This is a genomic window from Aeromonas sp. QDB11 (genome assembly GCF_027705265.1).
Classification (GTDB): domain Bacteria; phylum Pseudomonadota; class Gammaproteobacteria; order Enterobacterales; family Aeromonadaceae; genus Aeromonas; species Aeromonas allosaccharophila.
Map to the genome: position 1 here is coordinate 66543 of NZ_JAPDBM010000005.1, position 14779 is coordinate 81321.

The 14779-nt window shown below is 60.1% G+C and carries 13 protein-coding genes; 7 read left to right on the forward strand and 6 right to left on the reverse strand.

Translation table 11 applies throughout. The features are described from left to right. Window positions 1-11 precede the first annotated feature (11 nt). Entirely contained in the window at window positions 12-1181 is a 1170-nt protein-coding gene (zipA, locus tag OKC40_RS02855) for a cell division protein ZipA (RefSeq protein ID WP_163129402.1), read from the forward strand. A 99-nt stretch (window positions 1182-1280) separates the two neighbouring features. Continuing rightward, window positions 1281-3287 (forward strand): NAD-dependent DNA ligase LigA, encoded by a 2007-nt coding sequence (gene ligA / locus OKC40_RS02860; protein ID WP_270794047.1) that lies wholly within the window; start codon window positions 1281-1283, stop codon window positions 3285-3287. Window positions 3288-3374: 87 nt separating this feature from the next. On the opposite strand, the gene OKC40_RS02865 is transcribed toward ligA, so the two are convergent. After that, complete coding sequence (locus tag OKC40_RS02865; RefSeq protein ID WP_111809206.1) at window positions 3375-4349, reverse strand: ABC transporter substrate-binding protein; 975 nt, start codon at window positions 4347-4349, stop codon at window positions 3375-3377. Between the two features lie 445 nt (window positions 4350-4794). On the opposite strand from OKC40_RS02865, the gene nrdD reads away from it, so the two are divergent. The 4 genes from nrdD to OKC40_RS02885 all read left to right on the forward strand — a co-directional run bounded on the left by nrdD (window position 4795) and on the right by OKC40_RS02885 (window position 8327). Next, a complete protein-coding gene (gene nrdD / locus OKC40_RS02870; protein WP_234601490.1) occupies window positions 4795-6912 on the forward strand; it encodes an anaerobic ribonucleoside-triphosphate reductase in 2118 nt (705 codons plus the stop codon). 100 nt (window positions 6913-7012) lie between these two features. Beyond that, the gene (gene nrdG / locus OKC40_RS02875; RefSeq protein ID WP_234601489.1) at window positions 7013-7522 is read left to right on the forward strand and encodes an anaerobic ribonucleoside-triphosphate reductase-activating protein; all 510 of its coding nucleotides are present in this window, start codon (window positions 7013-7015) and stop codon (window positions 7520-7522) included. Window positions 7523-7586: 64 nt separating this feature from the next. After that, window positions 7587-7757, forward strand: coding sequence for a YqaE/Pmp3 family membrane protein (locus OKC40_RS02880; protein WP_005338440.1), 171 nt, complete (start codon window positions 7587-7589; stop codon window positions 7755-7757). A gap of 177 nt (window positions 7758-7934) precedes the next feature. Then, window positions 7935-8327 carry an energy transducer TonB gene (locus OKC40_RS02885; RefSeq protein WP_234601488.1) on the forward strand — a complete coding sequence of 131 codons (393 nt, stop codon included), beginning with the start codon at window positions 7935-7937 and terminating at the stop codon, window positions 8325-8327. Window positions 8328-8383: 56 nt separating this feature from the next. On the opposite strand, the gene OKC40_RS02890 is transcribed toward OKC40_RS02885, so the two are convergent. From OKC40_RS02890 to OKC40_RS02910, 5 genes are all read right to left on the reverse strand, one after another. Continuing rightward, a complete protein-coding gene (locus tag OKC40_RS02890) occupies window positions 8384-8740 on the reverse strand; it encodes an MliC family protein (RefSeq protein WP_234601487.1) in 357 nt (118 codons plus the stop codon). A gap of 149 nt (window positions 8741-8889) precedes the next feature. Continuing rightward, entirely contained in the window at window positions 8890-9648 is a 759-nt protein-coding gene (locus tag OKC40_RS02895; RefSeq protein ID WP_234601486.1) for a substrate-binding periplasmic protein, read from the reverse strand. Between the two features lie 163 nt (window positions 9649-9811). Continuing rightward, on the reverse strand, window positions 9812-10915 hold the full coding sequence (locus OKC40_RS02900) for a DUF2955 domain-containing protein (RefSeq protein ID WP_234601485.1): 1104 nt from the start codon (window positions 10913-10915) through the stop codon (window positions 9812-9814). Further along, window positions 10905-11960, reverse strand: coding sequence for an HlyD family secretion protein (locus OKC40_RS02905; RefSeq protein ID WP_201932589.1), 1056 nt, complete (start codon window positions 11958-11960; stop codon window positions 10905-10907). The genes OKC40_RS02900 and OKC40_RS02905 overlap by 11 nt, the downstream gene beginning before the upstream one ends. 1 nt (window position 11961) lies before the next feature. Then, entirely contained in the window at window positions 11962-12474 is a 513-nt protein-coding gene (locus OKC40_RS02910; protein ID WP_058052768.1) for a MarR family transcriptional regulator, read from the reverse strand. Window positions 12475-13460: 986 nt separating this feature from the next. Here OKC40_RS02910 and OKC40_RS02915 point away from each other — a divergent pair. Beyond that, complete coding sequence (locus OKC40_RS02915; protein ID WP_058052769.1) at window positions 13461-14777, forward strand: 2-hydroxycarboxylate transporter family protein; 1317 nt, start codon at window positions 13461-13463, stop codon at window positions 14775-14777. Window positions 14778-14779: the final 2 nt, after the last annotated feature.

Below are 14779 nucleotides of genomic sequence, written 5' to 3' on the forward strand. Positions count from 1 at the left end.
AGAAGCAGCTAATGCAGGAATTGCGTTACATCTTGGTTGCCCTGGGCGGTATTGCTATTGCGGCATTGCTCATTCACGGGTTGTGGAGCAACAGAAAAAATCGTCAGGCACCGATCAAAGAGAAACCGATTGGACGGATGGACTCCAAGTCGCGGGATCGTGACAACGACGCCTTCGACAGCGATGGCATCGGCCAGGTGCGCGTGGTCAGTGGTGGCCGTCGTGCCGAGCCCAAGCTGCGTAGCGAAGAGAGCCGCCAGCCGGAACTCGCTCGTCGCCCCGCCGTCCCTGCCTTTGATGATGAAGATGACGAGGACGATCTGCCGCCGCCCGTAGTGCGCAAGCCTGCTGCCCGTCCGGTTCCGCCGCCTCCTGTCTATGAAGAAGAGGAAGCGTTCGACGAACCGCAGCCCGAGGAGATCGACGAGGCACCTGCCGCACCGGTGCGCAAGCCTGCACAGGTCAATCGTCGTACCCCGGTCTACCGTTCCCGTGCCCAGCGCGAGCCCATGATGCAGTCGTTGGACGACGAGCCGCTGGTCGAGCCCGCCTACGCGACCGCCCCGACCTTCGGTGCCCGTGCCGAGACAGCTCGTACCGCTGACACCGTTCGTGCCGAGCCGGTGCGCGCTCCCGAGCCGGAATATCAGCCGCAGCCCCGTCATGTGGCCCCCGAGCCTGTTTATGAAGAGCCGGTCTATGTGGCACCTGCTCCGGTGGTTGAAGAGCCGCGCATGGCGCCCCAACCGGTCGAGAAGATCTGGCAGGATGTCTATGTCATCAACCTGATGGGCCGTCCGGGTCACGACTTGCAAGGTGCAACCCTGCTCTCGTCCCTGATGGCGCTGGGCTTCAAGTTTGGCGAGATGGATATTTTCCACCGTCACGAAGATCCCAACGGCAAGGGTGAAGTGCTCTTCTCCATGATCAACATGGTCAAGCCGGGCACCTTCAACCCGTACCGGATGGAACAGTTCACCACACCGGGTGTTTCCCTGTTCATGCAGTTGCCGCTGCGCAGCAACGCCGCGTTTGCCTTCGAGGACATGCTGCAGGCTGCCGATCAGCTGGCCAGCGATCTCGATGCCATGCTGACAGATATGGATCGCAGCCCGTTGAGCGACGAGACCATTGCCCGTTACCGTCACGAGCTGGCTGCCTACGAGGCCAGTCGCGACTAATACGCCATGCGGGTCGAGTGAAGAAAAAGTGCGGTACCCTGGTACCGCATTTTTGTTTCTACCCCGGCCGGATGTTCAATCACACTTCGAGACTTTTTCATGAGCGACACCCTCTCCCGCCACCGTCAATTGTGTGAACTGCTTACCGAATATGGTCATCAGTACTATGTACTGGATAACCCCACAGTGCCGGATGCCGAATACGATCGCCTGATGCGCGAACTGATTGCGCTGGAAGCCGAGCACCCCGAGCTGAAAACCCCGGCGTCCCCCAGCGTGCGGGTCGGCGGCCAGCCGCTGACGGCGTTCAGTCAGGTGCGCCACGAGATCCCAATGCTCAGTCTGGATAACGTCTTTAGCAGCGAAGAGCTGCAGGCGTTCGAACAGCGGATGAGCGATCGCCTCAAGCGTGAGGTGCGTTTCACCTTCTGCTGCGAGCCCAAGCTCGATGGTCTGGCGGTGAGCCTGCTCTATGTTGATGGCCAGCTGGTGCAGGCGGCCACCCGTGGCGATGGCACCACCGGTGAGGAGATCACCGAGAACGTGCGCACCATCAAGGCCATTCCGCTCGCCCTGCGTGGCACCGGCTGGCCTGCCCGGCTTGAGGTGCGTGGCGAAGTCTTTATGCCCAAAGCCGGTTTCGAGGCGATGAACGCCAGGGCATTGGCCGCGGGCGAGAAGGTATTCGTCAACCCGCGCAACGCCGCCGCAGGCAGCCTGCGTCAGCTCGATTCACGCATCACCGCCAGCCGTCCTCTGAGCTTTTATGCCTATGGCGTGGGGGTGGGGGGCGAGCAGTTGGGTGATTCCCACTTTGGTCGCCTTCATCAGCTCAAGGAGTGGGGGCTGCCGCTCAGTCCCGAGGTGAAGCTCAAAGAGGGTGCCGCCGGTTGTCAGGCGTTCCACGACGACATTCTGGCTCGTCGTGGCGAGCTCCCTTACGAGATCGACGGCGTGGTCTACAAGGTGGATGCCATCGCCCTGCAGGAAGAGCTGGGCTTTGTGGCCCGCGCGCCGCGCTGGGCGACCGCTCACAAGTTCCCGGCTCAGGAGGAGATGACGGAGCTTGAAAATGTCGAGTTTCAGGTCGGCCGCACCGGCGCCGTGACTCCGGTAGCCAAGCTTAAACCGGTGTTTGTCGGCGGCGTCACCGTCTCCAACGCCACCTTGCACAATGCTGACGAGATTGAGCGCCTCGGTGTGATGATCGGCGATACCGTGATCGTGCGTCGGGCCGGTGACGTGATCCCGCAGATCGTCGCCGTGGTGGAGGCGCAGCGCCCAAGCGATGCCCGTGCGATCCTCTTTCCGACCGAGTGTCCGGTCTGTGGCTCTGCGGTCGAGCGGCTGGAAGGGGAGGCGGTTGCCCGCTGCTCCGGTGGCCTGTTCTGCGAGGCGCAGCGCAAGGAGGCGATCAAGCACTTCGCCGCCCGTCGCGCCATGGATGTGGATGGCCTTGGCGACAAGATAGTCGAGCAACTGGTGGACAAGGGACTGGTGAAGACCCCCGCCGACCTGTTCAGCCTCAACGCCATTCAGCTGGCCGGTCTTGAGCGGATGGGGCAAAAATCGGCCCTCAATCTGGTGGCTGCCATCGATGCGGCCCGCAGCACCACCCTGCCGCGCTTCCTGTTTGCCTTGGGGATCCGCGAAGTCGGGGAGGCGACCGCCTTGAACCTCGCCAACCACTTCCTCACGCTGGATGCCTTGCGCGCCGCCTCGGTGGAGCAACTGCTGACAGTCGCCGATGTGGGCGAGGTGGTGGCCAAGCATGTTTACTACTTCCTGCGTCAGCCGCACAACGTGGAGGTGCTGGAGGCCCTGCTTGCAGCCGGTATCCACTGGCCGGCCATCGAGAAGAAGGAAGCAAGCGATCAGCCTTTTGCCGGCAAGACCTTCGTGCTGACCGGTACGCTGACTACTTTGTCGCGCAACGATGCCAAGGCGGCGCTGCAGGCGCTGGGTGCCAAGGTGGCGGGGTCGGTATCTGCCAAGACCGATGTGCTGGTTGCGGGGGAAGCAGCGGGTTCCAAGCTGACCAAGGCGCAGGAGCTCGGCATCACCATCTGGACCGAAGAGGAGCTGCAACGGGCGTTGCAGGGCTGAATAGCCCTCACCAAGCCTGCTAACAGCAGCACCCGATAAAAGAGAACCCGGCATGGCCGGGTTCTCTTTTTGTTGTAGGGCAGTCACTCACTCGCGCCAGAGGATCTTGTGGCGCCATTTGTCGGGCACGGTGAGCTGCCAGCGGGCCAGTTCGCTCTTGCTGAAGACATACTCGCCGCGCAGGGCCGCGCGCGGGGAGAGGGTGCGGGGCAGGGTGCCTGCCAGTATGGTGTTGATCAGGGAAGCGGCTTGCAGCCCCTGATCGTGGCCGTCCAGCACCAGCCCGCCGATGGCCATACCCTTGCCGACGGTAAACTCCCAAAAGCAGAAAACGGGTACCGGACTGTTGGCACTGGTCCACTCCAGCACTGTCTGTTCGCTCACATGCTTGCCCTGCTCGTCGATGAGCGTGTGGTAGAGGCCGAGGAAGATCGCCTGATAGCCACTCTTCCTGGCGTTGAGCACCGCCTCCTGCCACAGGCCGTAGTCACCAAGCAACTGGCTGTTGACCCGGGTCTTGCCGACCCGCAGTTCGGTCTGGGTCTTGAATTCATCCTCGATGGCGGTGAGCGCCACGTTGCTGGAATCAAACAGCACCAGCGCTTTGTCGAGTCTCCCCATCAGCTGGCTCATCTCGCTGATGTTGCGTTTGAGCAGTGGCCGCTCCAGCACGCCGGTGATCTTGGGGTGGCCGACAAAGCCCTTGAGGCGCGGGTTCTCGTTCATGCCGAGAAACACCACCGGGGTGCCCAGCGAAGCGATCTCGTTGGCCAGATAGTTGATGGCATTGTCATCGCCCAGCACCACCAGATCCGGTTTGCTCTTGAGATAGAAGGCGATGGCCTGCTGGGCAATGTCGTCAAACTCCTCCCGCGGGTGACGCTTGGTATCCATATAGAAGTGGGAGATCTTGTGTTCCCCCTGCAAACCATTGAGCAGCCCTTCGTTGTAGCTTTGGTCCCACAGGTATTCGGGATGGTAGCTGCTGATCACCAGAATGTGGGCGGCCCGGAGCGGCAGGGCGAGGGTGGCAAGCAGTAGCAACAGCAGGGAGGTGCGCATGGGTTATCCCTTGTCGAGCGGAAGAGTGTACTTACTCAGTATGGGTGGTTTTGGTTGGCGCTGTCATCTCGAAACCGGTGTGGTGGGGGGCGATTTTTTTTCGGCTGGGCGGATCGGACGCCAGCCCGCACCACGCTTGAGATTGGATTTGATTGGGGCTTTTTATGGTTGGTCGTGAACTGTCCCGCTCGCTGAAAAACCTGTTCTGGATCAAGAAATGAGGCTGCGCTTTGGTGCCTAATAGACACCACATATAGGGATGCATTCGTTTTTAATCCCTATATGTTGTGTTATTAAGCTGTGTATAAGCTGTTCCCTTCCTATCTTCAGCCCAGGCTTGTCAAGCCTCGGCTGAATTTATTTGCGTCCAGGACGAGATGCCGGGAGGGGGGCCCAACAAGGGTGAGCCAGAGGCAAATGCCTGGCCTTTTAACGGGGAAAATCCATGAAACCGGTTGTGATCAAACGTGACGGATGTCGCGCACCATTCAATGCCCAGCTGATTGCAGAGGCGGTCAGCCGAGCGGCGGAAGCGGTCAATCAGGCCAATCCGGCGCTGGCACTGCGTATTTCAAGCGCGGTCAGCCAGGAGCTGGAAGGGCGTGGTGAAGTTGATATCCACGAGATCCAGAACCGGGTTGAAAACCACCTGATGGCTTCCGACGACAAGGCCATCGCCCGTGCCTATATCGAATATCGCCACGACAGGGATCAGGCTCGCGAGGCGCGTGGCCGTCTGGCGCAGGAGATCCGTGGTCTGGTCGAGCAGACCAATGCCGCCCTGCTCAACGAGAACGCCAACAAAGACTCCAAGGTGATCCCGACCCAGCGCGACCTGCTGGCCGGTATCGTCGCCAAGCACTATGCCACCAGCCACATGCTGCCCCGTGATGTGGTTCAGGCTCACGAGAGTGGTGATCTGCACTTCCACGATCTCGACTACTCCCCCTTCTTCCCGATGTTCAACTGCATGTTGATCGATCTGAAGGGGATGCTGACCCACGGTTTCAAGATGGGCAATGCAGAGATCGATACCCCGAAATCGATCAGCACCGCCACCGCCGTAACCGCCCAGATCATCGCCCAGGTGGCGAGCCACATCTATGGCGGCACCACTATCAACCGCATCGACGAAGTGCTGGCACCCTATGTGACTATCAGCTGGCAGAAGCACCGTGAAGTGGCCGAAGAGTGGGGCATTGCCAATGTGGAAGCCTACGCCATGGCTCGCACCGAGAAAGAGTGCTACGACGCCTTCCAGTCGCTGGAGTACGAAGTCAATACCCTGCACACCGCCAACGGCCAGACGCCGTTCGTCACCTTCGGCTTTGGTCTGGGGGACAGTTGGGAGTCGCGGATGATCCAGCGCGCCATCCTCAGCAATCGCATCGCTGGCCTTGGCAAGAACAAGAAGACCGCCGTGTTCCCGAAACTGGTGTTCGCCATCAAGGATGGCCTCAACCACAAGCAGGGCGATCCCAACTACGACATCAAACAGCTGGCGCTGGAGTGTGCCTCCAAGCGGATGTATCCGGACATCCTCAACTACGACCAGGTAGTGAAGGTGACCGGCTCCTTCAAGACCCCTATGGGTTGCCGCTCCTTCCTCGGTGCCTACGAGGAGAATGGCGAGCTGATCCACGAAGGTCGCAACAACCTGGGTGTGGTGAGCCTCAACCTGCCGCGCATCGCGCTGAAATCCCGTGATGAAGCGGATTTCTGGGATCGTCTGGATGCCTCCCTGCGGGTCGCCAAGAAGGCGCTGATGTACCGCATCAGCCGTCTGGACGGGGTGAAGGCACGGGTTGCACCGATCCTCTATATGGAAGGGGCCTGCGGCGTGCGCTTGAAGGCGGACGACAACGTCAGCGAGATCTTCAAGAACGGTCGTGCCTCCATTTCCCTCGGTTATATCGGGGTTCACGAGACCATCAACGCGCTGTTTGGTGACAAGGTGCACCTGTTTGACAGCGCCGAGCTGCAACAGAAGGCCATCGCCATCATCGCCCGTCTCAAGGCGGCCATCGACGAGTGGAAGGATGAGACTGGCTACGGTTTCAGCCTCTACTCCACCCCGAGCGAGAACCTCTGCACCCGTTTCTGCCGCATCGATGCCAAGGAGTTTGGCGTGGTATCCGGCGTGACCGACAAGGGTTACTACACCAACAGCTTCCACCTCGATGTGGAGAAGCAGGTCAACCCGTACGACAAGCTGGACTTCGAGGCGCCCTATCCGCCCATCGCCAGCGGCGGCTTCATCTGCTACGGCGAGTACCCCAATATCCAGCACAACCTGGAAGCGCTGGAGAACGTCTGGGATTACAGCTATGACAAGGTGCCCTACTACGGCACCAACACCCCCATCGACGAGTGCTACGACTGCGGCTTCACCGGCGAGTTCGAGTGTACCTCCAAGGGCTTTACCTGCCCGCGCTGCGGTAACCACGACCCCGCCAAGGTGTCGGTGACCCGCCGTGTCTGCGGCTACCTCGGCAGCCCGGATGCGCGCCCCTTCAATGCGGGCAAGCAGGAAGAAGTGAAGCGCCGCGTCAAACATATGTAAGCGCACAAGCGATGAAGAGCTGGCCCCTGACTCAAGGGGCCATTTTCATTGGAGGGCGGCAGTCATGCCGTATTCCCGTGAACGAGGCAGGAAACAAGTGATGCACTACCACCAATACTACCCGGTCGATGTGATCAACGGCCCCGGCACCCGCGCCACCCTGTTTGTCTCCGGTTGCGAGCACCAGTGCCCAGGTTGCTACAACCAGAGCACCTGGCGGCTCGATGGCGGCAAGCCGTTCGATCAGGCGATGAGCGATCGCGTCATTAGCGACCTCAACGACAGCCGGATCAAACGGCGAGGTCTGTCGCTCTCCGGCGGCGATCCGCTCCACCCGGCCAACGTACCCCACGTGCTGGCGCTGGTGAAACGGGTGCGCACCGAGTGTCCGGGCAAGGATATCTGGTGCTGGACCGGCTATTTGCTCGGCGAGCTCTCAGATGCCCAGCGCGAGCTGGTGGCCCTGCTGGATGTGCTGGTGGATGGCAAGTTTGAAAAGGAGCTGGCAGACCCGGGCCTGCTGTGGCGTGGCAGCAGCAATCAGCAGATCCACGACCTTAACGCCTGGCGTAATGCGGATGAGCGGATCCCCTGTCTGGTTTGCAGTTGAAGTCGGGGATGTTTATGGTTAGCCCATTCCAATCCTGACGACATTTTTGAAGAGGAGAGCCGAGATGAACAATCTGCTCAAGATCCTGCTGGCCATTTTTCTGCCCCCGGTGTGCGCTTTTATTCAGGTGGGTTTTAGCCTGCACTTTCTAATCAACATCGTGCTAACCCTGATGGGCGGTCTGCCGGGCATGGTGCATGCGCTCTGGCTGGTGGTGAGCGACAAGCGCGGCTGATGCCAGCGGCTGGTTAGTGAGCTCATTGACGATAAAAGGGCCAACCTCTCGGGGTTGGCCCTTTTGTTCATGTTCATACGAATACTTTTTCGTTAGGATGGGTGACTGACCAAGGGGGTGCGTGTTGAGTGCCCCGCAGTCCGGCAACAAGCACCGGCAGAGAACAAGGAGCGTTACATGAAGTGGAAAGTCGCAGTATGGTCAGGTCTGGCAGTGACACTGTTGCTGGGGTGCTCATCCCGTCAGGAGGTGGCGCACGAACGCGCTCCGATCGCTATCCCTCTCGAGCAGTTGTCCAGCTACTGGGTTCAGGAGACGCAGTGGTCATGGCTTGGCAATGACGAGCCCGCCCTGCCAGCTAAACCGGTCAAGGGGTATGTGGAAGTACGCTATCAAATCGACGCCAGCGGCACGCCGGTCAAACCGGAAGTGGTGGCGGCCGAGCCCCCCGGCGAGCTGGAGCAGAGCGCACTGGCGACCCTTTCGCGGATCCGCTACAGCCCGGCAGAGGGTAACCCGGATGCCATTCCGGTCGAGGTGATCAACCGCTTCGAGATCGAGATCAACTGATCCCCCGCCACTCTGATGCCAGAGAAACAGAGACCCCGGCCAGGCCGGGGTCACGTTTATTGTTGTTTGCAGTCGTTGTAGGCGGTCTGCCACTCGCCAGCCTGATCCCGCAGCTCGACAAAGCCCTCATCCCCCTTGTTCCACCAGACGGCCTCGTGCTCGTCTGTATAGCGGGCGCCGGAGGCCGAAATGGCCTGGGGCAGGGTGTAATCCTTGCCATCCGGCAGCGACAGCTTGATAAAGCTGAGGCTCTCGTCGGAGAGTGAGAAGTAGCGCACCTGCACCTTCTTGCCCTGCTCGCACTGGTAACTGACCGGTTCGCCACCGGTGACGGAGAGGGTATTGCCCTGATTGCAGCCGGCGAGCAGGCCGAGAGCCAGCGCACCAGCGGCCATCATATGTACTTTATTCATGATTACAGCTCCATTGGTGTCATACGGGCGTGAGCCTAACAGGTTGCCGTTATTGTGCAATCAGCGTGGCCATTCGGTGCGTCGCTGGCTGTCCGGCATACCGTCGCGGGGGTGAGGGGAGGGGCTCGGTGTTAGCAAGGCATCAGCCATCAGTGCAAGCCGAGTCGGGTTTCAAACTGGCGGATCAGAGTCTCATAGGTGCCGTTGTTCTTGATCTTCTGCAGTCCCTGCTCGAACTGTTTGGCCAGCGCCTCCCCTTGCGGATGGTGGCGGGAGAAGGCGAGCCAGAAGCCATCGGTGGAGAGTTTGCCAACCTTGACCACCTTGCCGGTCAGCTGCTTCTGCTGGATCTTCAGGTAGCCCGGCATGCCGTTCATCAGGATGTAGTCAACCCGACCGCGCACCAGCATCTCGAGGATCTGCGCATCAGATTTGGCCTGAAAGCGGGTGATCCTGGGGTTTTCCATAAAATCGGTAGGGTAGGTGTAGCCGAGCGTGATTCCCACCCGCTTGCCTTCCAGCGAGGTGAGCTTGAGATCCCGTTGTGGTTCGCTGGCGAGGGCGAAGATGGCGAGATCCTCCTCGAACATGGGGGTATCGTGCCAATGATACTGGTAGCGGTTCTCTTCGGTGATGGTGGCGTTGAAGCACCCCGCAAGTTTGCCGCTTTTCGCATCGTGCATGCAGCGGGCGAAGGGGAGGGTGCGAAACACAATCTCGATCCCTTCGGCGGCGAACACCGCCTTGACCAGCTCCGGCGCCAGCCCGCGAGGCTGGCCGCCCTCCTTGTCGCGCTCGCAATAGGGAGCCCAGTCATCCTCGGCGCCAATGATCAGCGGGGCGGCCCCGAGCGAACTGGTGGCCAGCAGCACCAGACAAACCAGCCATTTTTTTAACCACGGAACCATAGGTACACCTCATCGACAGCAGCCTTACAAGCATAGCCACACTTCTGCGCTGATCCGTGGCGGCAGGAGGACGGCAAACAAGAGAGACAAAAAAACGCCCCGGCAGGCGACGGGGCGAAAGAGAGCTCATCCATGGGCAGACAACAGTGTTTACAACAGGAAATCAGTAACCGAAGCGGGTTGCCTCGAAGCGGTTGAGCAACCGGTGGATGAGGTAGCAGGCCAGCAGGGTGGCTACGATGGCAAACAGGATGCTGCTGACCCGGTAGAGGGCGCTGAACACCAGATCGTTGCCCGGGGTGAGGTACTGGCCAAACAGGATGCCGAGGGTGGTGAGGGCGCCAAAGCCGACCCCCGAGCCGCCTGCCTCCTTGACGTGGGCATGGCTGAACAGCATGGCGCCGAGCCACAGCAGTGGAGCGACAAGCAGCAGTTGCCCTGACCAGTCATAGAGCACCAGCTGGCCGAGCAGGCCAAAGGTGACCCCCAGCAAGGTGCCCATCGCCCGTTTGCGGGCATAACTGAGGGCGCCGTTCCAGTGCATGGGGAACAGCACCAGCAGGGTGGTGGCCTGGGCCGACATGGAATCACGCAGATCAAACAGCTGAAAGGTCAGGAACGACAGGGTGGCCACGGTGGCCCCCAGCAGCGCCTCGTGGCGCATCCGGTGCGGCGCCTTGGGGGCGGGGGCCGGTTTCGGTCGTACCTCCAGGTCGGGGATCAGCGCCGTCATCAGATAGGCGATCAGCACCGACAGGATGTTCGCCCAGATATTATTGAAAATCAGATCGTTAAGATCGGTCTGTGGATAGCTGGCAAAGTGCAGCATGATGCTGAGGCTCAGCACCCCGTTGGCCCCGAACAGAAACAGGCTGCCGCGCGACATGGCAGCGAAGCGGTAGAGAAACAGCAGAAAGGCGATGGGGGTCATCAGCACCGGATGGCTGCCAAACAGCCCCCCCAGCAACCCGACTTCCACACCACAGACCACCGCCGAAGCGATAAGCTGGCGGGCGGCATGGCCATTCATCACCGGCACCATCCCCAGCAGCAGCACCGGGGTGACCGTGTAGAAGACCCCGTAACCCCAGCCAAACAGCTTGCAGAGCAGAAAGCCCGTGGTGCAGCCAAAGGCGATACGCAAACACTGACGCAGCTCGTTGCCGGTAAGGGGCCGATGCCAGAGGTGCGCGGCGTGATGAGCAGGCACGGTATTGGTAGCGACGGAGGTCGCTACGGGATTAGTAGATACCTGATTAATAGACATAATGCAGCAGGCTGAGCAGGTGGATCTGGCCCCGAGCCAGCATGGCGGTCAGGGCATTGTCCGGCAGCAGTTGCACCGTGGCCCGCGCCCCGGCTGGCAGATGGTCGGGTAACTGCTCCAGCTCGAGGTGCAGCCGCATCCGCTGGGCATCCCGAACCCAGCGATCCGACTCTACCGGCGCCGCCAGCCGACCGTTGGCATCAAACTGACCGGCACTCACCCCGGCATCCAGACTGCTCACCCGGGCAGGATAGAGCTGGCCCGGCTCGCCATCGAAGGCGACCAGTGCGCGGGTTTGCTCACCGACATGGCGCAGGCTCTTCTCGCGAAAATCGGCGATCACATCGACCTGCTCCGACACCAGCGCCAGCAGCGGGCTGCCCGCGCTGGCGATACTGCCCGGTTTGAGCTGCAGGTTGGTGATGGTGCCATCCTGATCCGCATGAACCCGGCTATAGGCGAGCGCCAGCTCCGCTTGCGCCAGCTTGTTGCGGGCTTGGCGCAGCAACAGATTGTCGTCACCGGTCACGCCACGGCTGGCCTTGATCTGGGCCAGTTTGGCCTGACTGGCGCGCAGGTTGGCCTGAGCGCTGCGCAGGGCGCTGTCCGCCTCATCTTTTTGTTGCACTGAGACCATGTGGCGCTGGAACAGCGCATCGGTCCGCTCCGCATCCCGCCATTTCTGGCTGGCCAGCGTCTCTTTGGCGCTGATATCGGCGGCGGCAGCGGTCAGTTCGGCATCCAGTTCACGGTTCTGTTGTTCGGCCTGAGCCAAGGCCAAACGGGCCTGCTCTACCGCCAGAGCGAAGGGTTCGGGATCCAGGGTAAACAGCAGGTCCCCTTTCTTGACTTGCTGGTTGTTGTGAACGGCAACCTCGACCACCTTGCCGCTCACTTGCGGGGCAAGCTTGGTGACCACCCGGGTCGCCATCGCCTGCGGTGTGAGGGGCATCAGCAGATCGGCTACCAGAAAATAGGCGAAGAGGGCGGCAAAGCCTGCCATGGACCATTTGATCCAGCGGGTAAATTGTTGATCCGGTGTCATCTTATTCTCTCTCTGTGCTGGCATCGGGAGGGCTTGTATCGCCTCCTGCCTGTCGGTCGTGGTGCTGTTCAATCTTGCTGAGGGCGTTGGCCGAGATCCGCTGCACCGTGGCTTCAAACAGTTGCAGGGTCTGTTCGTCGATGCCCCCCAGCAGCTCGCGGCGGATATTCATGATGCGGTCGGCGATCTGATCGAGCAGAGTCTGGCCAGCCGGGGTCACGCAGACGATACGGGCGCGCTTGTCCTGACTGCAGCAGTGGCGCTCAATCAGCCCCTGCTCTTCCAGCTGGCCCAGAGTGCGCATCAGGGAGGCGAGCTCTATCTCGAGGGCTTCGGCCAGGGTCTTCTGGCTGACATGGTTCCCCATGCGGGAGAGTTTCCACAGTGCGGTCCAGCGGGGATGGGTGAGGCCAAGGGGAGCCAACTCCAGATCGGCGGCAGTACGCCATAGCCGGTGCATCCGCGCTATCTGCTCGGCGAGCGACAGCTCGCGCAACCTTTCCAGATCCGTCATCTTTTCATCCTCAATGTACTTAGCCTGCTAAGCATCTTACTTATTTAGCAGGCTAAGTAAATAGTGTGATGGCGATCGTGTTTCTGGTCGGATCTTTCGTCGGGGTCGGATGAGTAGCATTCGGGCCGCTGATATTGTTTGCTGCACTGATCCACTCGGGGCTCTTTTACCGCTCCGGATAGGATGCCGTGAATGGAGGATATTAGGCGGATATTTTCATGAAATTTTCAGGTCCGGCGAGCGGCGCTTTTTTTATCCGCTAATATTGATGGGGTTATAAAACAAGGGGGAAACGGGTTGTGGATGGATATGACAGTGGATGTGTGTATCTGGCAATTGAAACTCTGTTGAGTGACGGGGAATATGGTGCAGAGTCACATCATGGCGTGAATCGGGATGGCGCTGTCAGAAGTGCCGATATCAGTCATGATTTTGACCCCGCCAATATTCCATTATTGTTGGCAGAATAGACCTGACCGTGTGTGATCCTTGTGAGTTCAAGCCAGTGCCCTGGTATTCGCTGGCTTGACTCATCACAATATCAACGCTCTTCCTTGCGCCTCTTCTCTCGCTATTTCTCATCTCTCTGGCTGCACAAATGTGCGTGCAATCCCTGATGCCGCCTGCCGTGACGACTGCGTTATCGGGATGACATTGCCCGCTGATTATCACTCACAGGATCTGTGAGGATAAATGGTCGCAGGGTTTGTCATCTGGCTCTGTTATTTCCCCAAAGGGGAGCGATCATCAGATTGCTATTACTGCTGATCACCCAAATAACCGCCATGCGTGTCGCTCGTTTTATCTTCTTGCTTCCTTGTCGGGCCGGGTATCGATGGCGTGGTGATCTATTGAGTCGCGCAGTTTGGCGACACCATGATGTTTAAGTTTTTAATGTTTTTATATGGCTTTGCAGTCTGGCTAACCGACAGGGGCGAGGGGGATCAATAAAGTAGCGGCCACAATCACACGCAGAGTACATAACAATGAAAAACCTCTCTACCCTACAAACCACACAAGAAAAGGCCGCCTTGATGGGCGGCCAACAAATTGCCGGTATGCCGCTCTTTATATTTCTGGGGCTGGCGACCTGTGTTCTCTTTTCTGGCTGGAACGGTTCGCTGCCGCTCGGCATGGTCGGTGCGCTGGCGCTGATGTTTGTCCTGGGCACCCTGCTGACCGAGCTGGGGGAGCGGATCATGCCGATCCGTGAATATCTGGGGGGTGGCACCATCCTCGCCATCTTTGGCGGCGCCGCCCTGTTCGAATACCAGCTGCTGCCGGTGCAGGCGGGGCAGGTCATCACCAATTTCATGAAGGAGGGAGGATTTCTCAACTTCTTTATCGCCAGTCTGGTGACCGGTTCGGTGTTTGGCATGAGCAGTGCGTTGCTGAAAAATGCCGCCATGCGCTATCTGCCGGTGATCCTCGGCGGCGTGGCGCTGGCACTGCTGAGCGTTGGCTTCGTCGGCTCCCTGATGGGTTACGGCTTCAAGAATGCGGTGCTGCTGATCGGCCTGCCCATCATGGGCGGTGGCATGGGCGCCGGTGCGGTGCCTCTGGTGGAGATCCTCTCCGGCCCGATGCAGATGTCCAGTGCGGATCTCTTGTCGCGCATGGTACCGGCGGTGGTGATCGCCAATACCCTGGCCATTCTGGTGGGCTCCCTGCTGGCGCGCCTCGGTCGCCGTTACCCCTCCCTGACTGGCAACGGCAAGCTGATGGTCAAGGAAAGTAGCCAGAGTATCGCCGAGGAGCAGGTTGAAGCACCGACCCTGCAGAGTCTGGGCATGGGGCTCTTTATCAGCTCCAGCATGTTTGTGCTGGGCTCTCTGCTCGGCAACTTTATCCCCATGCACCCCTTTGCCCTGATGATTCTGGCGGTCGCCTTTATCAAGGTGAGCGGCGTACTGCCGCGCCGTTATGAGCAGGCGGCGGCTGACTGGTATCAGTTTGTGGTGAGCAACCTGACCCCTTCCCTGCTGGTGGGGATCGGTGTCGCCTACACCAGTATTCCTGAGCTGATCAGCGCCTTCTCCATCAGCTATTTCGTGCTGGTCATGGTCACCGTGATCGGTGGCGCCCTCGGCGCGGCGCTGGTGGGGCGGATGATCGGTTTCTATCCCATCGAGGCGGCCATTACCGGCGGACTCTGCATGGCCAACATGGGCGGCACCGGCGACGTGGCCGTGCTCTCGGCGGCCCAGCGGATGAAGCTGATGCCCTTTGCCCAGATCTCCTCTCGCCTCGGCGGTGCCGTGATGCTGATCCTGGCCACCGCCCTAATCTCCCTGCTTGCCTGATA